This is a genomic window from Oscillibacter sp. (assembly GCF_031978065.1).
Taxonomy (GTDB): Bacteria; Bacillota; Clostridia; order Oscillospirales; family Oscillospiraceae; genus Oscillibacter.
Window position 1 is genome coordinate 1 of record NZ_DALZCH010000023.1, and the last position, 23,496, is coordinate 23,496.

The following is a 23,496-nucleotide window of genomic DNA, read 5'->3' on the forward strand; positions in this document are numbered from 1 at the left end:
AAGGACGTGTACAAAATGAACAGGTACACCAGCAGGATGGACAGGCTGTATGGGATACCGAACAGCGTGGAAGCCACAATGCCGAAGCCCTTGATCTGAATCACTAAATACAGCACGTACACCGCCGCAAGCAGCGCGCCAAACGCCGCTTGAAGTCCCTTGGACCCGTATCGGATGCGAAACAGCTCCGGCACCGTGGTGACGCCCGTGGCATATAGCTTTCCGCTGACGTGTATCATCAGCAGCGCTCCCAAAAACCACGGCACCACCGAGAACATCAGCGCCGACAGTCCGCTTTCATACACCGAGCCGGTCAGACTGAGGATACTGGCCGCCGAAACCCACGTTCCCACAAAGGTGCAGACGCACCGCCACAAGGGCAACCGCCGGTCGCACATAAAAAACTTTCCAACGCTGTCGCTGTCCCGCAGGCTGCTTTTGCCGATTACCAGCAAAATCGCGGAATACGCCGCAAAATAGATGAGATAGAGCAGAGTCTTGTTCATGGCCCGTTTTCCCCCTCGCGTCCCGGTAGCTTGTCTTTTTTTACACAGTATCCTATCATACCCTGCGATGTTTGAAAACCCCCGGCTCCGTTACAGATATTCCATTCAAACCGCGGGCGCGGCTGATTCAGGATAACGCAGCAGAGGGAAAGCCCCATATAAAAAACACCGGAAATACAAACGCAAAGGCCCTGATGCTTTGGCATCAGGGCCTTTGTTTTTCGTAAAGCCACAGAAACGGAGGGAAAACGCAGGGTCAGCCCGCGTTAAAATCCACAGCGACCTGCGCGTAGAGCAGCACGCTGTTGATCAGCGCACTTTCATCCACCCGGTATTTTCCGGAGTGCTGGGGCCACACAGCGCCGCAGTCCTCATTGCCAACACCCATCAGCGCGATGGCGCCGGGGACCTTCTCCATGAAATAGGCGAAATCTTCACCCCCGGTGACGCGGTCAACGGCAATCACTGCGTCGGCAGAAATTGCTTTGCGGGCCGCACCGATGGCCACCTCGGTCATTTGGTCGTCGTTGATGGCGGGAGGAACAATGCGGTCGTAATTCAGTTTCGCCTCGGCACGGAAGGTCTGCGCGGTCTGGGTCACGACCCGCTCCATCATCTCCGGGAAGCGCTGATACAGGTCCCGGGAGAAATAGCGGGTGGTGCCCTCCAGTCTTCCGTACTCCGCAACCACATTCCAGCGGGTTCCCGCTTCTATGCGTCCCACGGTCAAAACAGCGGGGTCGCCGGGGTCCACTTCCCGGCTGACAATGCTCTGCAAATTGGTCACAATCGCGCTGGCAACCACGGCGGCGTCCACGCACTGATGTGGCGCGGAGGCATGACCGCCCTTGCCCTTGATATCAATGCTGAACTGATCGGCGGCGGCCATCCGGGGCCCCGGAGCCAGCGCCACCTGCCCGGCAGGCACGTTGGACCACACATGAATGCCGAAGCAGCCATCCACACCGTCCAGCGCACCGTTCTCAATCATGGATTTTGCGCCCTGAGCAGTTTCTTCCGCCGGCTGAAACGCCAGCCGGACAGTGCCGCACAGGTCCGCTTTCACATCGTTGAGCACGCGCGCCGCTGTCAGCAGCGTTGAGATGTGGCAGTCATGTCCACAGGCGTGCATCACGCCGGAAACCTCGCTGGCATAGGGCAGCTCGGTTTCCTCCTGAACGGTCAGCGCATCCATGTCGCCCCGAAGCAGGATGGTCTTTCCGGGCTTCTCACCTTGAATGGTGGCCAGAATACCAGTCTCCAGACCGCAGGGACGCCAGGCAATCCCGAATTTGTCCAGTTCCGCCTTAACCCGCTTGCTGGTTTCGTACTCTTTTCCGCTGACTTCGGGATGCGCGTGGAAACAGCGCCGCATCTCAATGAGGTAATCGCCGTATTTTGCGGCCGCTTCTTTGAGGTTCAACTTTCAGCACTCCTTTTTTGTTAAAACATAGTTGCAAATGCACCTGCAATAAAGACTGATGTAATGGTAACTGTGACAAAGCCGCCCACAATCATAGACGGGAACATCTTGCTCATCAGATACTCCTTCTCCTCCGGGGTCTGAGAAAGCGCCGTGCAGGTAGACTCGGTGATAATCGCGTCGCAGGGGAAGCCGTACAGCGCCGTCAGTCCGTTGGCAAAGGCCATGGGGAAGGACATCCGCAAAATCTTAGCCACAATAAAGGACATGATCGCCATGCCGACAACGCCCACCACGATCAGAGCGACCATGGGGAAAATGATGTCCATCAACATGTCGGGCGTGCAGTCCTTCAGCCCGTCAAACACGTACATCATCAGCGCAAACATCGTAATTCCATAAGAATTGGCTTTATTCAGCGAGTTAGCGTCCAAAAAACCGATGGTTGTAAAGAAGATGCCCAGCACCAGCGCCCAGATCGCGCCGCTGATTTTACCGATGTGGGGAAAGACGATGCTGCCAAGCTGCGTGGCCAGCCAGCCCACGATGGCCAGCTTGATCAGAACCACAACGGCAGAATCAAATTTCTGAGGGATGGGGGGAATCAGCTTCTTTTTTGAAGCAGATGCAGCGGTGGCAGCCTCCGCTGCCTTTACGGCGGCTCTGTCGGAATCGGTCATGAAAGCCCCGCCGCCGCGGTATTCTTTTAAAAGGCGCTTGCCCTCTGCCTGAAGGCAGACGGCGGTGATGGGATACCCCGCAAAGCCCTGAATGCAGTACATGGTGATGGCAAACACGGCAGCTTTCTGGAACCCAGCCGCAGCAGCAGCGTCACGCATAAGCGTGGCGGCCACAATGCCGCCGGTCAGCGGAGGCAGACCGGCAATGACCAGCTCGCGCTCCATGATCAAAGGGGCCACCAGCAGAGAAAGCCCACACATGCCGGCAATGCCCACCAGGCATACCACAATGGTCTTCCACTGTTCTTTGAGCTGCTTGAGACTGATCACCGTGCCCATGTGGGTAATCAGTAGATAAATGCCGATGGTACTGCCGAAGGGGATCAGCATACTGTCGCTGACCAGGGTGGTGGGGAGCACAGTCCAGTACCCAACCAGCATCACCACTGCCGTGACAAATACCGAGGGAATCCATGCCTTGGTCAGGGTGGAAACCACTTCACCGATGATGAACGCGGCTGCGCAGATAGCAAATGCAAGTGCAAAATTGTACATATTTTCTCCTTACTCCTGTCGTGCTTATTTCTATTCAAAACCCGGCGGCTTGCCGCTGGGAAATCCTTTGGCGATACATGTCAGAGGCGGTCCCTCTTTCCGATGGGGAATGCCGCCCTCAGCGATTGAGGTATTCAACGGCGATGCCCGCCATGGCCCGGATGCCATATGGCATGGCCTCCTCTCGCAGGACCAGCTTGGGGCTGTGAAGGGGATACACTTCCTCCCCGCCCTGCCCGCCAAAAAGCATAAAATAGGCGGACGGCGTGCCCGTCATTTGATAGAAATAGGCAAAATCCTCACTAAAGCCCATAGGCCGCTCCAGCTCCACAATGGCGTCGTCTCCCAACTCGTCCGCCACCGCCCGTCTGGCGCAGTCCACCAGATCCGCATCGTTGTATGCTGAGGGATAGCCGTGATAATGGTAGATATCCACCTTGCAGCCGGAGATGGACTCCATTCCCTTGCCGATGGCAAACATTTGGCGGCGAATCGTTTCCCGCACCTCCTCGGAAAAAGCCCGGGATACGCCGCCAAACTTCACCTCGCCGGGGATCACGTTGGGCGCGTCGCCGCTGTGAATGCTGCCGATAGAGAGAATCCCCGTCTCCAGCGGATCAATTCTGCGGGCAACTATCTGCTGCATATCCACAATCATCTGACAAGCAGCCAGAATGGGATCATCCGTTTTCTGGGGCTCGGAGCCATGTCCGCCCCGGCCGGTCACCGTCACATCGTACAGGTCCACAGACGTGGTGACAGCCCCCGCCCGCATTCCGATTTTACCTACGCGCTCCTGATCCGGCAGCATGTGAATGGCATAGATGGCATCCACATGGGGGTTCTCCAAAACGCCCTTTTCCACCAGCTCTTTGGCCCCTCCGGGGAGGGTATCCTCACTGTGTTGAAAAATCAGCTTCACCGTTCCCTGAAACCGATCTCTCATCCCGCACAGCACCTTTGCCACACCCAGCAGCATGGACGCGTGCATATCGTGTCCGCAGGCGTGCATCATTCCCGGCGTCTCGCTGGCAAAGGGCAGTCCGGAGTCCTCGCTCACCGGCAGCGCGTCAATATCGGCGCGCAAGGCAACGCACTTGCCAGGTCCGGCGGTGCCTTGAATCAGGGCGACCACAGCCGTTGGAACAGGCTGCTCAATCCTGTCCACTCCATACTCCGCCAGCTTTTCCCGAATCAGCGCGGAGGTTCGCACCTCCGACCGGCCAATCTCCGGGTGTCGGTGGATATCTCTTCGGATGGCGACGATTTCGTCAATGCATGCTTCCGTCCCGGTTTGAATTGCGCTCATGTCCATCATACTCCTTGCTCTTTTGATAAAATTCTATAAATTTAGGGGGCTTTTGCAAAACAACCACAAAAGTCCCTCTCAAGTATGGGGTCGCCCGAATGCGTTGTCCGCTCATTCTCTCAAGCGAGGGTTTTGTCAGGCAAAGCAGTGATTTAGCTATTTAAATAGTATTATCCTGCAAAGCTTTTCAACAGTCAATAATGGTTTTTGAAAAAATATACAAAGTTTATGAAGTCATCTTTTATTTTGCAGTCTTTTTAACCAGACGCCACCTGCGTGCCAAAAGTTGTATCTGCTTATATTTCTTAAAAACCCCTTGATTGGTCAGGAAATTTCTGAAACTGCCACATACTCCAGCACTTTTTAAAACTAAAACCCAGACACTTAAATTGCAGGTCGCCCGAAAAAATAACCATTTATTTTTATATTTTATGCATATTCCACAAGGCGATTGAGGCAGGCCGCACACCTGCGCAGGGTCTTTCCCCGCCGCTTGAAATCGCGGGCCTTTAAAAACTCTCTCCATGCGTTTTCGACACAAAGAAAATATTTCTGCTCCACGGCAGCAAATAATCAATCCCCCGGATCGCCGGTTTCCGGCATTTGGCAACGCTAAAAAGACCGGGGAGAATCGGCGCAGTGCGCCGATTCTCCCCGGTTCTAATTTCAGCGGTTTGCGTTATACGCCAAACTGCCGGTATAGGAAGGTCACAATCTGACCTCTGGTGCAATTGGTATTCGGGCTGAACGTGGCGGCTGTGGTTCCGTTGGTAACCGCTTTTTCCACTGCCCACAGAATTGCGTTGGCATAGTACGCGCCAGAGGGCACATCGCCAAACGAGTTGGCGGTTGTCACTGCTGGGGAACCCGCCGCGCGATACTGGAAGGTGACAATCTGCGCCCGGGTGACAGCGCCATTGGGGTTAAATGCCGTGGCGCTGGTGCCGCCGGTGATTCCCTTTTCCAGTGCCCACAGAACCGCCTTGAAGTAATAAGCTCCGCTGTCCACATCTACAAAGGGATTTGCCGTAGAGGCAGGCTCCGGGGAGCCCGCCGCTCTCCACAGGAAGGTCACGGCCTGCGCACGGGTGCACGCGGCGTTGGGACTGAAGGTGGTCGCGTTTGTCCCAGAAGTCACGCCCTTTGCAACTGCCCAGCGCACGGCGTCCGCATAATATGCGCCGCTTGCCACATCGGTGAATGCAATCTCCGCAGGCACTTCACTGCCGGAGATCACGGCAAATACAGAAAGATTCCGCACGCCGCTGACCGTAAGGTTGTTTCCGCTGACTGTGGGCTTCAGATACTGCTTTGTGCCGTCGGCCAAAATGTGCAGCACATAGGGGTTTGCAATTTTGCTCAGATTGGCAACCGTCAGCGTGATTGTCAAAGACCCGTCGAAACTGTGGACGGCCTGACCGCCGACGGAAAGGGATACGTCAAATGCAGGTGTTCCATTAGAAAGCCCCGCGGCAGAGGCCGAGGCAGTCGTGATGCCGACACTGACGACGGCGCTGGAAGAAGCTCCGCTGATCACGCCCGCCAGAGCTTCGGCAGACACGGCAATCACGCCGTTTTTCGTGGTAATGTTCAGGCTGTTGTTGTTGGCCTGCGCCGCGGTCAGCCCCGACACGGGCAGCGTAACCTGCGCCGCACTGGCCGCGCTGATGGAAATGGCAGCGCCCTTGGCCGCGCTTTTAACGGCGGCGGTCATCTGTGCGGCAGTCACGCTGCCGCCGCTGACATTGATGGTCGCGTTTCCGGAAGCAACAGAGCCGCCGTCACCGGAGCCGCTGCCAGAATTGTTGTTGGGGACGCTTCCGCGCTTCACATAGGCGGCCGTGCCATCCTCCGCATAAAAAGACAGCGTCTTACCCGCCCCATCGGTGACAATGGTGTAGGGGCTTGTTGATGTAGTACCACCTTCCGTTGCAGCAATGTACACGCCGGAGAATGTACTGGCGCTGCCGTCGTTATCGTAGGCATAGAAGGTATAATCCGCAGTCTTCGTATAACTGCCAGTGCCCATATCCAAATAAGTCGCGCCGGTACCGTCAGCCTTTAGCTCACAATACATTCTGACGTTTGAAAGCCCCGTTGCGGCTTGCAGCAGTGCCAGTGTGGCCGCGTTCGCATCCCAGATGCCCACCAGATCAGACCGCTGTGCGGCAGTCTGGTCCGTCGTTCCGTCAGACAGGTTTTCGGTGCAGAACAACGCGATCACTTGACGCAGAGCATTGTCAATCTGACCCTTTGTCCCCGTGGTTTCCTCCATCGCGCTGGTGGGAATGCCCGCAGCCAGCCAGTTGGCATAGCTGCCGCTTGCAAACTGCTTAAGCGCATCCAAATCGTTGCCATAGCGGAATTCAATGTGGTAGGTTTCATCCGGCGTATCAGGCGCCATCAGGAAGTAGGTGTACTCGCCGGAGTTCGCATCCAAGCTTTGCAGGACCGTAAAGCCGGGCATAACCACCTGCCCATCCATATACAGAGCCTCAGTTCCTATATAGCGATAGGGGTGAGAGAATAGCCGGACGTTCTGTGCGTCATAGCCGGAAATCTGCAAGCCATTGAAGGTGAGGGTCTCTACGTCGCCCACGAAGCCGCAGAAGAAGGCATCCCCGCCCTGCTGGCCCTCTGCCGCGCCGATGGAAGCCTTCATCATGGCAACCATTTCGTCTGCCTTGTCCGCGCCCACAACGGCAGCGGAGAAGTCATGCCAGTAGTTATCGCATTTCGGCAGGAAGGTCGCTCCCTCAAAAAGCTGCTGATAGGTGTCGCTGATGCCTTGGATAAAGCCTGCGGTGTCGTCCTCACCGTACTGGTCCCCGCTCTCATACATGCCGTTGGTCGTGCCCACGGCGTTTACGGCGGCCGCGTTGTTAATGGTCAGCCCGCTAAATGTATTGCTCCCATCAATGCTGCTGCCCACAGCCCGTCCGGCAATTGCGCCGGGAGCGGTCGCGCTGTACAGGGAATCCGCGCCGGTTCCGGCGGTGATGGAGCCGGAGACGGTATTGTTGCTGGCGGTGTATCGGTCTTCCATTCCGTAGAAGTACAGACCGGTTCCGATCAGACCGCCCACATGGGTAGCTCCGGGAGCGTTAATGGTAACGTCAACCGTGTTGCCTGTGACAGAGGTAGGCTCGGCAGGAGCAGCGTCGATGGCCGCCCCGTCAGTTCCGGTGCCCGCATAGCCGCACAGTCCGCCAATGGCGTGCCCGCCTTGCTGCGTGGTAATTGTAACGTTAGAAACGGTATTATCGGTAATGGCCGTCATGCACTGCAGGCAGCCGGCCAAGCCGCCAAGGCCCACAGGTTCGTTGCCGGCGGCACTTACCGTGCAGTCGGTGGCCGAGCTGTTTGCGATGGAGCCGCCGAAGCCGCCGCCCACCACGGGACCGCCGCATTCCGCCACGTCGACCTGAATAATGCGGCCCGGAGTCTTTGAGAAATCATTGCTGCCCAGCACCACAATATCGGTCTTAGAGACGTCGCAGCCGGACAGCGCGGCGCTTTCGCTGCCGCCGGTGATGCCGCCCACGCAGTTTCGTCCGGTGACAGTATTTCGCTGTCCGTCAGCCGCCGTCAAATCGACATTGATCAGTTTCGCGCCGGGCAGGGCGTAGCCGATAACGCCTCCGGCAGTCATAGCCGTGTTTTCGTTGGCGGTGACGGTGACGTTCTTCACCGTCAGGTCCTTCACCGTACCAGTGACGCAGGAGAAGATGCCGCCGGGAGCCATCATCGTCTCGTCGGCGCTGGCATCCACCGTGACGTTGGAAATGGTAAAGTTTCCGCCGTCAAAGGTTCCGGAAAACGCCTTGGTCAAATCCATCGTTCCGTTGGTCATATCCACGCCCGCACCGTAGCGCAGCACACCAATGGGCTGCCACCTATGGTAGACGATGCTGCCGTAACTCAAATCAAATGTGGCCCCAAGGTCAATATCAGCCGTCAGTTTATAGTTTTTGTTCAGGCCGTAGTTCACCGCATACAGCCCGGCCGCATCTGCAATCTGATAGGGAGTATTGGAAGAGCCGTCTCCTCCCGCAAAAATACGCACACTTCCGGGCGCGCCATTGATGCTGTCAAGCTCCGTGGCATGGCCCACCAACCCATAGGAACCTGCGTCGGCGGTGCTACCGGTCACATTGATTCGGGCGGGAACCGGGTAATATGAGGCATACTCTTTAAACCAAAATCCGCCGCCCAGAAGTCCGCCCACGCGGGTGGATGACGAAATGGTGTAAATTGCCGAGCCTGTGACGGCGCAGTCGGCAATCTGCGTAGGCGCCGCAAGGCCGCTTGTCCCGGAATAGCCCATAAGACCGCCAATCAGGTCGGACGCACCGTCCGCGATTTTTACGCTTACATTGTTCACGGAGCAGTTTTTCACGTATTCCGCTTCAATGGCGCAGCCCGCCAGGCCGCCGATGCCGAAGGCATATTCTCCGGCAGTGGTAACCTCGACGCTACCGTCCGTGGCAGTACATTTTTCCAGCGTGCAGCCTTCCATGCCGCCCGCCACAAGGCCTGCGTCATGGACGTTCGCGCCGGAGTATGCTGCGCCGGAAATTCCGTCCATCGTCAGGGTGGTCCCGGAAACATCGCAGTTCAGGATGGTGGAATCCATGCCTGCGCCAACAATGCCCGCCACCATGTTGGCAGCGTTGCCCGTGGCGGATGTCCCCACATAAGTTTTTCCGTGGATCGTATTGGTGCCGGTCAAGTCCACGTTGTCCACGGTGGTGTTATAGGCATAGCCGATGGCCGCGGCGGTCATGGTGAAGCCTTCAACCGTTGCGTTTGCAAGGGTCAAGTCCTTTACCGTGGCATTGGCCGTGACACCGAAGAGGCCCACGCACGCGGCGTTTTCTCCCCCAACGTTGAGTCCGGAAATCGTCTTCCCGTTGCCGTCAAAGGTTCCGTGGAATGCATAGGCTCCATCGGGCTCCTCGGCATTCTCCGTCGAGGCCTGAAACGTACCGATGGGCGTCCATGTACTGGTCAGGGGAATATCCTCCACCAGCTGATAGGATGCTCCCAGATTCTCCGCCACCATGGCAAGCTGCTCGGGAGTCTGAATCTGATAGGGGTCGCCCACCGTACCGGTGCCGCCGGCAAAGTCTGATGTGCCCTGCGATGCAGTGGTCAAATAGCTTTTGAGCTGTGCGTCGCTGCCGCGCTGCGTTTCGCCGCTGATTTGCGCCGAAACGACCTGTTTTGCCGAAGTCGCGTCATTCAGTTCCGCCGCCAGTGCCGCCGACGGCAGCAAGGACAGAGCCATCACTGCCGACAAAACCGCAGACATTATTTTCTTACATTTGATTTTCATTTCTTCCTCCTCTTAAAATACTGTACTGCCAGAGATACGTTTCTCCTTTCCCTTGTCATTTAGTTAGTTAATACTAACCATTGGGCAACATGTGCCGCTTGCTGTAAGCCGCAGTCTGGAAATCGGGCGAAATTACTTTTGGTTAGTTCAAACTAACCAATGCTCATAAAAAAATCACTTCGCCTTTTTTGCGCTTCATTATTTTAATCTCAGCATCCGTATTCTACTGCAACCATAGCTCGCGTGTCAACCATGATTCTCAAAAATATGGAAATAAAAATTTCGACTGAAAATAAGCCAAGGCAGTATTTGCAGTGCTAGGTTTAAAAAGCGCGCAGCTTTACATCCCACAGGAGCGCCTATATCATCCTGCCGGACTTCGGTGCCTGCGGGCGCAGGCGGCTCTATTTTCCCGTGCAATCCTTGGCGGGCGGATGGTTCTCCCCGCTCTTTGCGCTGTACAGACCGGACGGGGCCGTCTTCTTTTAAAAGAGACGGCCCCGTCCGTTTTTTATCAATCAGTCCTCGGGATGGAAATGGCTCTTGTCCGCGCCGCACAGAGGGCAGACATAATCGTCAGGCATGGGGCCTTCCTCGGCCTCGTCATAGACATAGCCGCACATATCGCACACATACTTCATAAAAAATCTCCTTTCCGATATATTTTTTCCTGTTTTCAGGGCAGAGGCTCAAAGACTTCGGCGGTGCGATGACAGATCGGACATTCAAAGCCGTCCGGCAGGGCGTCGCCCTGATAGATGAAGCCACACACCTTACATACAAAGCCCTTGGGCTTGTCCTCTTCTTTATCGCCGGGGGCAACCGGCGCATCTCCCCGCAGATCGGCGGCCAACGTGTCGGCCAAAGCCTCCAACTCCGCGTCCTGCCCAATGGCCAGAGCGGATTTCAGCGTGACGGGAGCGGTCACAATCTCCATATTTTTCATCCCGCCCAGGATCTGAGTCATCAGCTTTCCGCTGGCGGGCGCCCAGGAACCATTTTCAATCAGGGCCACCTTCCGGTTTTGCAGGTTGTGGTGGGCCACGTCATGGAGCAGATTTTCCATAGAGACGAAAATACCGTTGTTATATGTGGTGGAGGCAAACACGATGTGGCTGTATTTAAACAGCTCGGACAATACATAGGAATAGTGGGTCACGGACACGTCGTACATATCCACGGCGATGCCCCGCTCCGCCAGACGGCAGGCAAGGATGTTGGCCGCGGCCTCCGTCCCCCCGTAGACCGAGGCAAAGGCGATGAGCACACCCTGCACCTCCGGCTCGTAGGCGGCCCACTTGGCATATTTGCTCAGGGGATAGTCCAGATTTTTCCGCCACACCGGACCGTGGAGCGGGCAGATCATCCCCAGCTCCAGCCCCGAAACCTTCTTCAGCAGCGAAAGCACCTGCGGGCCGTATTTCCCCACAATGTTGGTATAGTACCGCCGGAACTCGTCCAACCAGTCCCGGTCAAAGTCCACCTCGTCGGCAAAAAGAATTCCGTTCAGCGCGCCGAAACTACCGAAAGCGTCGGCGGTGAACAGGATGCGGTCGGTGGAGTCATAGCTGGCGATCACCTCCGGCCAGTGGACCATAGGGGCATTGTAAAAGGTGAAGTTGTGCCGCCCGGTGGGAAGGGAATCCCCCTCGTTTACAAGAATCACCCGCTTGGGGTCTGTGCAGTGGAACTGGTGAATCATGTTGACGGACTTCCCGTTGCACACAATCGTGGCCTCAGGATGCCGAAACATCAGATCGCCCAGCGTGGCGGCGTGGTCCGGTTCCATATGGTGGACAAACACATAATCCAGCGGCCGCTCCCCCAGCGCATACTCCAGATTTTCAAAAAACTGGGTCTGCACCGCCCGGTCCACCGTGTCAAACAGGACGGTTTTTTCATCCAGCAGCAGATAGGAGTTGTAGGACATGCCCCGGGGCGTGGGATGGGCCGCCTCAAAGCGAGGGGCCTGACGGTCGCTGACGCCAAGCCAGAGCAAATCCTCCGTTACCTTCCGAATACAGTGCATAGTCAACACCTTACCTTTCTAAAACGCAGCGTTTCCATACTGCCATACGGCGTAATCAACGGTTTCACCGTTCTTTTCAAGCACTCTCAGGCAGGCGGAAACGCAGCCAAAAACAATTACAGTGCCTGCTTTGCCAACATTATAACATACTTTTCCTTTAAAAACCAACCGCAATTGCGACAATTTTAAAGCCGCCGCCCCATATTCCGCAGCCCATGGGCCGCAGCGCTCAGCCGCCCGCAAAAGCGGGCGGCAATGAAATCTGAATTCAACATATACCGGGCCCGGTGGCTTTGTCAAGCGGCAAATGCCCCGTTTTTTCCGCTGGCAAGAAAAAATTTTTTTAAAATCGAAACTTATTGGAAGGCGCTTACGTCAAGCTATTACAAGCCCAGCCAAATACGGCAGGGATTACTTTTGGAGGTATTTTGTATGACAGGAAAAATGAAACCGCTTACTCTTTTTAAAAAGCGGATGCTGGCACTATTGGCAGCGATGTCCCTCGTGGCGCTGAGCGCCTGCGCGGCGCAGCCGCCCGCCGGTTCCTCCGGCAGCGCGGGGCAGGCTTCCTCTTCCGGGTCCGCCCAGTCGGGAACCTCTTCCGCCGGGTCTTCTCAGGCGGAGGACACCGGAGCCATGGATCTTTCGGACCTGACGGGGCTTTTGGGCATGACGCAGGAGGAGCTGCTCTCCGCCTTGGGAGACGAAACGCCCGAATCCGTGGACGAGGGCGGTCTGGCCTTTGAAAAGGCAGGCATCCGCGTCTGGTTTGACGCCGACACCTACACGAAGGTGGCGCAGGTTCTTGTGATGACAGACAGCATTGATCTGAACGGGCTTCATCTGGGTGACAGCCTGTCTGACTTTACAGAGGTTTTCGGCCAGCCTCTCAGCGACAAGGACGGAGACGCTCATTTTGCGTATGAAGACATTTTCCTCTCCGTGGTTTACGATACGGCCTCCGAGTCCAAAGATGTCATGAGCGTCTACGTGCTTCAGGAGGATTTTTAAAAAACCGTCCGCGCTCTTCGCGCCTTTTTGATGGCGTTTGATCGACATTTATGCAACCGGGTCCCTGCGCCTATGGCGCAGGGACCCGGTTCGATTTATTTTGGTGGTATTGCGCGGCGGGCGGTTCGGCCCGTTTGCGGAAGCTACGCCAGATTGGCCACGGCGGTATAAATTCCGGAGATGCGATACCATGTGGGGAAATTGACCCGCCCCGTCACCGGCAGGTCAAACGTCTCCTGAAATACCCGGACGGCATTTGCCGTGCTCTCTCCGTGCACGCCGTCCTCCGCCACCTTTGGGATCAAGGGATAGTTGTTGGAAATGGCGTTAAGCTGGTGCTGGATCGTCTGCACGGGCGCACCGGTAGAGCCCTCCTCCAGCACATAGCCGGGAAAGGAGATGGGAATGCCCTCCACCTTTTCCGCTTGCTCTAAAAAGATATCATAGCCGTAAAAGCTTTTTAGAATTTGCAGGGCGGGATAGCCCTGATCCCCCAAGTCCTTGGAGCCCCACTGGCTCAGCCAGCCCGGGCAGTTCCGCCGCGCCCCGTCGCAATATTGGGTGAACAGTGGCTGAACAATGTCCGGCTTTGTAATATAGGTGGTAAATATTTCGTCCACCACCTCCGAAATCTCCCGGAAGATGGTGCGCCCATAGGTAAACGCCTGATCGTAGGCCGTGGAATTGGTGACTGTAAAGTCAAAACCCTTGTTTCGGTACCACTCCGTATAAACCCGGTTGAGGGTGAAGGAGATGATGGCTAAAACGTTTGCCTTGATTGTTTCCCGGGGCCAAGTGGAATAAATTTCACTGCTGGCCACGTTTTTGATGTAGTCTGTAAAAAGCACCGTGACGTTGGCGGCGTCGGTATTTTCCGGACGGCCCTGATGCACTATAATCAGCTCCGGCACCACCGGCGCCGGCAGAACCACCAGATTTTGAGCAAAGGGAAGCTCTTTTACCGCATCCTCCGGAATTTTGGGCGGAAAATCTCCCCAAAGCGTGGGATAGGGAATCAAAAGGCCCGAAAACGTCGGCCGCAGGGCCACGTTTTGCACTGCCGTGACCTCGGGGAACATCTGCACATTTTCGATGATCGTCTGCCCATAGCCCGGAAGCGAGACGAGCACGTTGTACTGATTGAAAGGCCGGGGCCGTCCGGCCTCCATAGAAAATTCCAACGGTGGCGTTGGAAAGGTCAGCTCCGGCGCTTTCCCCTGTGCGTTGGTGCGGACCTCTTCCAAAACATTTCCGGAGTCCGGGTCGACAATCCGGACGGACACGTCCTCTGCCGGCACACGCTGGTTCTCCAAAAACGCATTGATCTGCAATTGTCCCAGTCCGCCCCGTGTGTTTTGCACCGGCGCGGTGTTGTTTTCACCATTCATACTTTAAGCGCTCCTCCCTGCGGCATGTGGATTTGATTGCTGACGGCGCGCCTCCTTGCGTCCGCCTGCCGCCGGACTTCTCCAGCGGCGCGCGGACGCAAAGACGCTTTCCTGACGACAATACCATCCTATGCCGCCTCTGCGGGCCTTATCACTCCGGCTGCGCAAGCGCTGGTTTTTCCCTTCAAAAAAAGCATATAAGCTAAATACGGGATAGCTATAAGTCCAATAAATAGTAATCATTCCGAAAATATCCTTGCAATTTTGCCCCTAATATGATACATATGAAGGGTACTACATCTCTTATAACCCCGCATCGGACTGCACAAAGCATTGCCGCTGCCGCCGTAAAGGAGGAACGACTGTGAAAAAAATAACAGCCATACTGAGCCTGTCTCTTTTATTTTTTTTGAGCGCCTGCTCACCCAGCGAGCCGTCGGCTTCAGGAAGCGGTTCCGAGGCCGTTTTTCCGGAGCCGGTTAAAATCACCGCCGAGGAAGCCCATGAGCGCATGACCGCCGGGACGCCCGTGGTGGTGGACGTGCGCACCGCCGGAGAATACGCGGAGGGCCACATTCCCGGGGCCATCCTGCTTCCCAATGAGGAGATCGGCACCGAGCCGCCGGCCCAGCTCCCCGTGCTGGACGCGGAGATTCTGATTTACTGCCGCAGCGGAAACCGCAGCGCGCAGGCCGCGACGAAGCTTTCGGACATGGGCTATACGAATCTCAGTGATTTCGGCGGCATCATCGACTGGCCCTATGAGACGGAGAGCGGAGACTATCAGATCGTTGAAACGGCGGGAGCCCTGTCCTCCTTCGCCGCGTGGGATTTAAACGGCGTTCCCGTGGACCAGCGCATTTTTGCGGATTACAAGCTGACCTCAATTAACATCTGGGCCACTTTCTGCGGCCCCTGCCTGCGGGAAATGCCGGATTTGGGCCAGTTGGCCGCCGACTATGCGGACCGTGGCGTTCAGGTGGTGGGCATCGTGGTAGACATTCCGCAGACCAGCGGTGCCTTTTCCCCTGATATGGTGCAGACTGCCCGGGATCTGGTGGCGCAGACCGGGGCAAACTATCTCCATCTGCTGCCCTCGGCGGATTTGATTGCCGCCAAGCTGTCTGGCGTCAGCTCCGTACCAGAGACGATTTTTGTCAACGACAAGGGCGAGCTTGTTGGCCAGTCTTATGTGGGCGCCCGCAGCGGCGAGGAGTGGTCTAAAATTATTGACTCCCTGTTGGAGACGACGGAATGACGGCAAAGGACGCCCCCCGGCCTCACCGTCGGTTGACAGGAAAGCACCTCGTCACTGCGGCAATTTTTGTCGTCTCCGTGGGCCTGATTGCCGTGGGCATTTCTGTTGGCGAGCCGGCGGAGGTTTTGCAAAAGGCAGTGAACATCTGCCTTGAGTGCATCGGGATCGGCTGATGAAACAGGGTATTCGACACTTGATTCAGGCGCTGGCGGCCCTTGCCCACAACCCGTATCTGGGCAATTTTGTCATCGGGCGCATTCATCAGGGGCCCTCCAAGCGCCTGTGCGTGCCGGGGCTGAATTGCTACTCCTGCCCGGGCGCCGCTGGGGCCTGCCCCATTGGCTCCTTACAGGCGGTGATTGGCGGGAGGACGCGGAGCGTGTCCTATTACGTGACGGGAATAGTTCTGCTGTTCGGCGTGCTTTTTGGTCGGCTGATCTGCGGCTTTCTGTGCCCCTTTGGCTTTGTGCAGGACCTGCTGCACAAAATCCCCTCTCCCAAGCCCAGTCCGCCCCGGCGGCTGGATCGGGCGCTGCGTTGGGGAAAATACGTGTCTCTTGCCGCCGTACTGCTGCTTCCCGCACTGCTGAAGGACGCCTTTGGCATTGGCGACCCGTTTTTCTGCAAATACGTCTGCCCCGCCGGAACGCTGGAGGGCGGCATTCCCCTGCTGGCGACCAACGAGGCGCTGCGGGCCGCCGCCGGGTTTCTATTCTCATGGAAGCTGGTGCTTTTGGTGCTGGTCATCGCGGGTTCAGTTCTGGTATACCGCCCGTTTTGCAAATATCTTTGCCCCCTGGGGGCCATTTACGGTCTCCTGAATCGCTTCAGCGTCTATCAGATGGGCGTGAATGAGAGCGCCTGCATTCATTGCGGGCGGTGTGAAAAGGCCTGCAAAATGGGCGTGGACGTAACTGGGAATATCAACTCGGCGGAGTGCATTCGATGCGGCGCGTGCAAGGCGGCCTGCCCCACGGGTGCCATCTGGTCCGGCTTTTTCAAGCGCGAAGAAACCGCCGGGAAAAACAGTTCGGCCCCACCACCGCCCAAGCCGCCCACCGGCCGTGATTGAGCGGAGTGTTCGGCAAGCCGTTAAGACCGCGACAAGCCCAATAATTCCCTTCGATAGGACGGAATTTCGCCTTGACACTTTACTATTTTTAAGGTAGTATAAAAATAATTCAGGTGTGTCAACGGGGACGAAAAGCCAGTGGAATTTATCTGCGCTTTCGTCCCTCTTTTTATGATTGGGGGAGATGCCAATGGAAGAACTTCTGCGCATGGAACACATTACCAAGCAGTTCGGCAGCGTCTATGCCAACCGGGACATTAATTTGGACGTGCGGCGCGGCGAAGTCCACACGCTTCTGGGCGAAAACGGCGCTGGGAAGAGTACGCTGATGAACGTGCTGTTTGGCCTTTATCAGCCCACCGCCGGAAAAATCTATTTGAATGGGGAGTCGGTGAAAATCGCCTCTCCCGCCGAGGCGGTAAAAAAGGGCATCGGCATGGTCCACCAGCACTTCATGCTGGTGGAGGCAATGACGGTTCTTGAGAACATCATTTTGGGCGACCGGCGGACAACGGGCCTGTTCATCGACAAGGATGCCCGACGCAAGGAAATTCTGGAGCTGGCGGAGCGCTATGGGCTGGACGTGGAGCTGGACAAGCCCGTCACCGAAATCGCCGTGGGCGCGCAGCAGCGGGTGGAAATCCTCAAGGCGTTGTACCGGGGCGCAGAGCTTCTGGTGCTGGACGAGCCCACCGCAGCCCTCACCGACATTGAAACCGAGGGCCTGTTTGCCATCATCGAAAAGCTGAAAAGCGAGAACAAGAGCGTCATTTTTATCAGCCACAAAATGCGCGAGGTGATGAAGATTTCCGACCGGGTCACGGTGCTGCGGGCGGGACAGACGGTATGTACGCTGGACTGCCGCGGAACGGATAGTTGCCAGCTCGCAAACCTGATGATTGGCCGGGATCTTGCCCCCTCCCGCTATGAAAAAATTGAAAAACCGGGCGCGCCCGTGATGGAGCTGACGCATGTGAGCTTTCACAAATCCTCCAAACACAACGGGCTGAACGACGTGTCCCTGACCGTGGGCCGGGGCGAAATCGTGGGCATCGCGGGCGTGGACGGCAACGGCCAGAGTCAGCTTGCCCAGATTGTCACCGGCGTGCTCACGCCAGAGGAGGGCGTGGTGGACCTGAAAGGCTCCACCGTCGCCCGCTTTACTCCCAACGGCTTTATTCTGGAAAACGTGTCCCACATTCCAGAAGACCGCAACAAGATGGGCCTGATCGGCAACATGTCCGTGCAGGACAATCTAATTTTGAAAAGCACGGAGGAAGACCGCTTTTCCGATGGACACGGATTGCACCTGAAGAAAAAGGCCATCCATGATTACGCGCTGGGCATGCAGGAGAAATACGACATCCGCTGCGAGTCCGTGGATCAGGAGTGCCGCAATCTCTCCGGCGGAAACCAGCAAAAGGTCATTCTGGCCCGGGAGCTGGAGGGCGATCCCGATCTGCTGGTGGCCGTGCACCCCACCCGGGGCCTTGACATCGGCGCCACCCGCTATGTGCATGACTCTATGATCGACGCGCGGGCTCACGGCTGTGGCGTGCTGCTGATCTCTGCGGACTTTGACGAAGTGCTGGAGGTTTCCGACCGCATCATCGTCATGTTTGAGGGGCAGATTATGGGCGTTTACTCCGGCAAGAATCCTCCTATCGAGGAAATTGGCCTGGCCATGGCCGGCAAATAAGGGGGCGGGATCGTTATGAAAATCAGAAAGAATCTGGTAAGTATTCTGGTGCCGCTGGCCTCCGTGCTGCTGGCTTTCCTCATTGGCGCCATTATTATTGCCTCGCTGGGGAGCAATCCCGTCAGCGCAGTAGGATACCTTTTTCAGGGTGCCTTCGGCAAGGCCAACAACATTGCCTCCACGCTGGTAAAGGCAACGCCCCTGATCTTTACGGGCCTTTGCGCCTGCTTTGCCTACCGCTGCGGCGTGTTTAACCTTGGCGGTGAGGGGCAGTTTATCATGGGCTCCATCGCCACCTGCTGGGTGGCCACCACCTGGGGCATTGAGGGACCCGGGGCCACGCTGCTCTGCCTGCTCTTCGGCGCGGTGGCGGGCGGCCTGTGGGGCGCGATTCCCGGCATTCTGAAAATTACCCGGGGCCTGAACGAGATGATTGTCTCCATCATGCTCAACTATGTGGCAACTTTGTTCATGGGTCTTTTGTACACCAGCGTTCTGCGGGAGGGCAACGTCCCCCAGACCGCTGCCGTGCCGGACGCCACGCAGCTTCAGCGCATTTTTTCCGACCTGCGGGTCACCTGGGGCGTTGTCATCGCGCTGGCGGTGGCCGCAGTGGTACAGTACTTCCTGTTCAGCACCTCCAAAGGCTTTCAGCTCCGGGCGGTGGGCCTGAACATGACCGCCGCCGAGTTTAACGGCTTCAGCGTCAAGAAGTACATTCTGTACAGCTTTATCGTCTCCGGTGCTCTGGCGGGCCTTGGCGGCAGCGTGGAGCTGCTGGGCACCCAATACCGCCTGATCAGCGGCTATGCCGTGGGATACGGGTTTGACGGCGTGGCCATGGCGCTGATTGCCCAGCTCAACCCGGTAGCCACGGTGGTGGTGGCCTATTTCTTCGCGGTGCTTCGCACCGGTGCCAACACCATGCAGGCCGGAACCGGCGTTCCCACCTCCGTCATCGGCATCATTCAGGCTCTGGTGATTGTCTTTGCCGTGGCCGGCACCGCGCTGGTCAAGCTGCCGAACATCCGCCAGTGGCTTTCAAACCATCTAGAAAAGAAGGGAGAGGTGAAGTAATATGGATATCGGTGAACTGATTCTCTCCACTGTCCGCATGGCAACCCCCATTCTGATGGTGGCCCTCGCGGAGCTTTACTCCGAGCGGGCGGGCCTCGTCAACATCGGTCTGGACGGCATCATGTCCTTCGGCGCGCTGACTGGCTTTATGGTTTCCTTCCTCTCGGGCAGCCCCTTCCTTGGGATTGTGGCGGGAGCCTGCGGCGGCGTGCTGATCAACATGATTTACGCTTATTGCACCATCTCCCTGTGCGCCCCGCAGATTGTCTACGGCATGGCCATCAACATCTTCGCCCCTGCGGTGGCGTCTTTTATCTACCGGATTTACTTCGGCGTCAGCTCTACGCTGGCGCAGGCAACCCTGATGCCCACCGTGGCAATCCCCGGTTTGAAGGATATCCCCTTTTTTGGCAAGCTCGTCTTTGACCAAACTCCCATGGTCTACTTCGCCTATCTGATGGTCATTTTCACCGCCATCTTCTTCAACCGCACGAAGGCCGGCCTGAACTACAAGTCCGTGGGCGAGTATCCCAAGGCGGCAGAAACGCTGGGCATCAATGTCATTCGCCAGAAATACGTGGCCTGCATTATCTGCGGCGCGCTGGCGGGCATCGGCGGCGCGTATCTCACCACCTGCTATGTCAACACCTATTCCGACGGCGTGGTGGCCGGGCGCGGCTTCATCGCCCTGTCCGCGGTCATCTTCGGCCGGTGGAGCGCGGGCGGCGTGCTGATGGCCTGCCTGCTCTTCGGTTTCTGCGACGCGCTTCAGCTCCGTCTGCAAATTTTCAATACCTCCACCCCCTATCAGCTGTTCCAGATGATCCCCTATCTCTTCACGCTGGCGGCGCTGGCGGTGCTGGGCATTAAGAAATCCGGGCCCGCATCCAACGGAAAGCCGTATATGCGCGAGGAGCGCTGAGTTCCATTCATCAGGCTCCCGCCTTTTGATAAAGTAACCAACCCAAAATCTAAATTACGGAGGAAAATGAAAATGAAGAAATTCTTTGCACTGGCTCTTGCGCTTGCTATGACCGTGTCTCTTGCGGCCTGTGGCGGCGGCTCCACCCCCCCTGCGTCCGCAAGCGGTTCCGCGGGCAGCGCCGCCGCTTCCGGTGGCAGCGACAAGGTCTATAAGGTGGCCATGATCTGCGATTCCAGCATCTCCGACGGCGGATGGGGCGCCGCCTGCTATAATGCCATGGAGGCTGCTGCCGCCGATCTCGGCTGGGAAACCAACTATGCCGACAGCGTGGCCCAGTCCGACTATGCCAACTCCATGACAGGCTTTTGCGACATGGGCTATGACATGATCTTCCTGCCCGGCAACCAGTATTCAGACGCCACCGTTCAGGTTGCCAAGGACTATCCCGACATTGCTTTCGCCGTGCTCAACGGCGCCACCACTCTGCCCACCGACAATATCACCAGCATCCTGCCCGACGCCAACCAGATTGGCTACATGGCTGGTGCGCTGGCGGGCCTGATGAGCAAGACCAACGTTTTGGGCTTTATCGGCGGCATGGAAATCGACACCACCAAGGCGAAGCTGGCCGGGTTTGAGAAGGCCGCCAAGGCCATCAATCCCGACATCACCGTTCTCTCCGCCTATGCAGGCTCCTTCAACGACGTGGCCAAGGGCATGGAGCTTGCCAACGGTATGATCTCCCAGAAGGCCGACGTTTTCTTTGGCGACGCTTCCGCCGTGGACTCCGGCGCCCGGCAGGCAATTGACGCCGCCAACGGCAGCGGTGAAATTGCCATCTTCGACATTGGCCAGCCCGCCGACCTAGTGGCTCTGGGCCAGAACCCCTGCCTGATCGGCTCCGTTGTCACCGACAACGCCGGTATGCTGAAACTGGCTATGCAGGACGTTGAGGCCGGCAGCTTCGGCAACAAGACCATCTATGGCTCTTTTGACAACAACTGCCTGGCTATCGGCGCCTTCAACGATGCGTTGGTTTCCACCGACATCCAAGACTCTTACAGAAACTACATTACCCAGATGACCGAAGGCACCTTCCCCGGCTAACCCTTAAAAAGCAAAAAACACCCCAAGCGGGGCCGGACAAATGTCTGGCCCCGCTTTTCCAGTTCCATCGAAAGCGCGGGCGGCCAAGCAGTCTCCGCTTCCCTGTCGGTGGTCACGCTGCCCACCGCGAGTCCGTTCTATCGCCACCCGCTTTATCGGGAGACAGACCTTCGCTCTCCAGCCAAATCGCAGGAGGAAAGCGCACCGCCGGACGGGATTTTTGCTTTCGCCCGGCGGCAATTCGCGTTCATAGGAACCTGCCGCCGCCGCATAGGATAGCGAAGAGGGCGCCTGTGGGTGCGCCTTTGAATCGGCGGACCGCTCGCTTCATAAAAGCGGCAGACGCGGCGCAAACTGCGCCGTCAAGAGGGAGGGCTTATGCTGACTGCGGCACTGCTGCTGTTCGCCAATACGCTTCTTTTTACCCTGCGGCTCAACGGAGGGGGCTCCTTTCCGAAGCCTCTGACATCTGAGGAGGAGCGGGAATATCTTCGGCAGATGGCCGAGGGGGACATGAAGGCGCGGGACGCCCTGATCGAGAGGAACTTACGGCTGGTGGCTCATGTGGTGAAGAAATACTACTGTGCCCAGAGCAATCAGGAAGACCTGCTTTCCATCGGCACCATCGGCCTAATCAAAGGCGTTTCCACCTTTGACGCGTCCAAGGGCGCGCGGCTTGCCACTTATGCGGCGCGATGCATAGAAAACGAGATTCTGATGTATTTCCGCAGCCAGAAAAAACTTCAAGGCGACGTGTCTCTTGCAGACTCCATCGACACGGACAAAGAGGGCAACGCATTGCAGCTCATGGATGTGGTAGGCGTCAACGACACGATGCTGGACGACATCCAGGACCGGGACGACGCTCAGCGTTTGCGCCGCCTTGTGGCTGAAACGCTGACTCGGCGGGAGGCGGAGATCATCCGCCTACGGTACGGCCTGGGCGGCACAGTTCCTCTGACTCAGCGGGAAGTGGCTTCCTCTTTCGGCATCTCCCGGAGCTACGTATCACGCTTGGAGACAAAGGCGCTGGCCAAACTGCGGGAGGCGTTTCAGGGGCGGGAATCGTAAAAGCGCCGCTACAGATTGGACAAAACACACCTGTGATTGCCCACAAAAAACACGCGGAAGCGCTGTCGGCGCCTCCGCGTGTTTTCTTCACCCTTTAGGCAGCTGGCTCCTCCTCAAGCTCTTGCTTTGGCGCGCCCAGACGGGACAGCGCCACCGATGCCAGAACCAGCCCGCATCCCAAAAGCCCCCGCCATCCCAGCCGCTCGTGGAGGAACACTGCGCCCAGCACAGCAGCGGATGCAGGATTCAGCGCACAGAACAGGCCCGCCCGCTCCACGCCGGTATACCGCTGCGCCACCGGTTGAAGCGTAAACCCGAATCCGGTGCAAACCACCGCCAGCACCAGAATCACGCCCCATTCCACACCCCCAGCAGGCAGCCGGGGCGTCTCAGTTATAAACGAAGCCATCAGCGCAAATAGGCTCACAAAGCCCACCTCCAGAATTCCCAGCGTCAGCGGATCATCCTGACGGGAGAGGCGATCCGTCAGGATGATCGAGCCGGCGTAAAGCATTGCGGCAGCAATGCAGAACCACTCTCCGGCACCGATGGAGAGCGACTCCCGTAAGGTTAGAAGCGCCACGCCCGCCAGAGCCGTTGCCGCGCCAAACACGGTCCACCGTCCCGGCAGACGGCGGCGCAAAGCCGCCTCGAACAAGGGTACAAACACCACGGCGGTATTCTCCAAAAACGAAACGGTGGCCGTGGGTGTGGTCTTCAGACCGGTCAACTCAGCCGTCATCACCATAAAAAACGAAAACCCAAGCGCCATCCCTCCAAGAATTGTTTTTTTCTTTAAATGGAACAACCGCTTATGAAACAAAAGGAAAAGTAAGAGAAAGCCCACTAAAAAACGGACCCCCATTAGATTAAATGTATCCAATGTTTTCAGCCCTATCTTGGTAAACAGATACGACGTGCTGCGCGCCAGAATTACGCCTGCCAACAGCACCTCCGCCTTGCTCTTCGTCATTCTGAGACCGCCTCTCCACTTTTCTTGACAGAATCATAGCACGGGAGTATGCTTGCGTAAAGCGAAGATATATCA

General features: G+C 57.1%; 17 protein-coding genes and 1 pseudogene. 9 read left to right on the forward strand and 9 right to left on the reverse strand.

Annotated elements, in window-relative coordinates:
* The 7 genes and pseudogenes from RTK01_RS05300 to RTK01_RS05330 all read right to left on the reverse strand — a co-directional run.
* Window positions 1-506: pseudogene (locus tag RTK01_RS05300) on the reverse strand (sodium:solute symporter family protein); the annotation flags it as partial.
* Window positions 507-762: 256 nt separating this feature from the next.
* Window positions 763-1,929 carry an amidohydrolase gene (locus RTK01_RS05305; protein WP_312279971.1) on the reverse strand — a complete coding sequence of 389 codons (1,167 nt, stop codon included), beginning with the start codon at window positions 1,927-1,929 and terminating at the stop codon, window positions 763-765.
* Between the two features lie 20 nt (window positions 1,930-1,949).
* Window positions 1,950-3,164, reverse strand: coding sequence for a hypothetical protein (locus tag RTK01_RS05310; protein ID WP_312279972.1), 1,215 nt, complete (start codon window positions 3,162-3,164; stop codon window positions 1,950-1,952).
* Window positions 3,165-3,282: 118 nt separating this feature from the next.
* Window positions 3,283-4,473, reverse strand: a complete 1,191-nt coding sequence (locus RTK01_RS05315; RefSeq protein ID WP_312279973.1) for a M20 family metallopeptidase — start codon at window positions 4,471-4,473, stop codon at window positions 3,283-3,285.
* Window positions 4,474-5,152: 679 nt separating this feature from the next.
* Window positions 5,153-9,811 (reverse strand): S-layer homology domain-containing protein, encoded by a 4,659-nt coding sequence (locus RTK01_RS05320; protein WP_312279974.1) that lies wholly within the window; start codon window positions 9,809-9,811, stop codon window positions 5,153-5,155.
* 518 nt (window positions 9,812-10,329) lie between these two features.
* The gene (locus RTK01_RS05325; RefSeq protein WP_293009589.1) at window positions 10,330-10,452 is read right to left on the reverse strand and encodes a rubredoxin; all 123 of its coding nucleotides are present in this window, start codon (window positions 10,450-10,452) and stop codon (window positions 10,330-10,332) included.
* Between the two features lie 35 nt (window positions 10,453-10,487).
* On the reverse strand, window positions 10,488-11,840 hold the full coding sequence (locus tag RTK01_RS05330; protein WP_312279975.1) for an MBL fold metallo-hydrolase: 1,353 nt from the start codon (window positions 11,838-11,840) through the stop codon (window positions 10,488-10,490).
* A 432-nt stretch (window positions 11,841-12,272) separates the two neighbouring features.
* Here RTK01_RS05330 and RTK01_RS05335 point away from each other — a divergent pair, with 432 nt between their 5' ends.
* On the forward strand, window positions 12,273-12,851 hold the full coding sequence (locus RTK01_RS05335; RefSeq protein WP_312279976.1) for a hypothetical protein: 579 nt from the start codon (window positions 12,273-12,275) through the stop codon (window positions 12,849-12,851).
* A 143-nt stretch (window positions 12,852-12,994) separates the two neighbouring features.
* On the opposite strand, the gene RTK01_RS05340 is transcribed toward RTK01_RS05335, so the two are convergent.
* Window positions 12,995-14,239 carry a peptidoglycan-binding protein gene (locus RTK01_RS05340; RefSeq protein WP_312279977.1) on the reverse strand — a complete coding sequence of 415 codons (1,245 nt, stop codon included), beginning with the start codon at window positions 14,237-14,239 and terminating at the stop codon, window positions 12,995-12,997.
* A gap of 364 nt (window positions 14,240-14,603) precedes the next feature.
* On the opposite strand from RTK01_RS05340, the gene RTK01_RS16825 reads away from it, so the two are divergent.
* The 8 genes from RTK01_RS16825 to sigK all read left to right on the forward strand — a co-directional run bounded on the left by RTK01_RS16825 (window position 14,604) and on the right by sigK (window position 22,448).
* Window positions 14,604-15,497 (forward strand): rhodanese-like domain-containing protein, encoded by an 894-nt coding sequence (locus tag RTK01_RS16825; protein WP_397352371.1) that lies wholly within the window; start codon window positions 14,604-14,606, stop codon window positions 15,495-15,497.
* Window positions 15,494-15,670: a CD1871A family CXXC motif-containing protein gene (locus RTK01_RS05355; protein WP_312279978.1), complete on the forward strand. Its 177-nt coding sequence runs from the start codon at window positions 15,494-15,496 to the stop codon at window positions 15,668-15,670. The genes RTK01_RS16825 and RTK01_RS05355 overlap by 4 nt, the downstream gene beginning before the upstream one ends.
* Entirely contained in the window at window positions 15,670-16,569 is a 900-nt protein-coding gene (locus tag RTK01_RS05360; protein ID WP_312279979.1) for a 4Fe-4S binding protein, read from the forward strand. The genes RTK01_RS05355 and RTK01_RS05360 overlap by 1 nt, the downstream gene beginning before the upstream one ends.
* Before the next feature lie 190 nt (window positions 16,570-16,759).
* Complete coding sequence (locus RTK01_RS05365; RefSeq protein ID WP_312279980.1) at window positions 16,760-18,268, forward strand: ABC transporter ATP-binding protein; 1,509 nt, start codon at window positions 16,760-16,762, stop codon at window positions 18,266-18,268.
* A 15-nt stretch (window positions 18,269-18,283) separates the two neighbouring features.
* Window positions 18,284-19,345, forward strand: coding sequence for an ABC transporter permease (locus RTK01_RS05370; protein ID WP_312279981.1), 1,062 nt, complete (start codon window positions 18,284-18,286; stop codon window positions 19,343-19,345).
* A 1-nt stretch (window position 19,346) separates the two neighbouring features.
* On the forward strand, window positions 19,347-20,267 hold the full coding sequence (locus tag RTK01_RS05375) for an ABC transporter permease (protein ID WP_312279982.1): 921 nt from the start codon (window positions 19,347-19,349) through the stop codon (window positions 20,265-20,267).
* A 72-nt stretch (window positions 20,268-20,339) separates the two neighbouring features.
* Window positions 20,340-21,377, forward strand: a complete 1,038-nt coding sequence (locus tag RTK01_RS05380) for a BMP family protein (protein ID WP_312279983.1) — start codon at window positions 20,340-20,342, stop codon at window positions 21,375-21,377.
* A gap of 378 nt (window positions 21,378-21,755) precedes the next feature.
* The gene (gene sigK / locus RTK01_RS05385; RefSeq protein ID WP_312279984.1) at window positions 21,756-22,448 is read left to right on the forward strand and encodes an RNA polymerase sporulation sigma factor SigK; all 693 of its coding nucleotides are present in this window, start codon (window positions 21,756-21,758) and stop codon (window positions 22,446-22,448) included.
* A gap of 94 nt (window positions 22,449-22,542) precedes the next feature.
* Here sigK and RTK01_RS05390 read toward each other — a convergent pair whose 3' ends face one another.
* Window positions 22,543-23,421 (reverse strand): DMT family transporter, encoded by an 879-nt coding sequence (locus RTK01_RS05390; RefSeq protein ID WP_312279985.1) that lies wholly within the window; start codon window positions 23,419-23,421, stop codon window positions 22,543-22,545.
* Window positions 23,422-23,496: the final 75 nt, after the last annotated feature.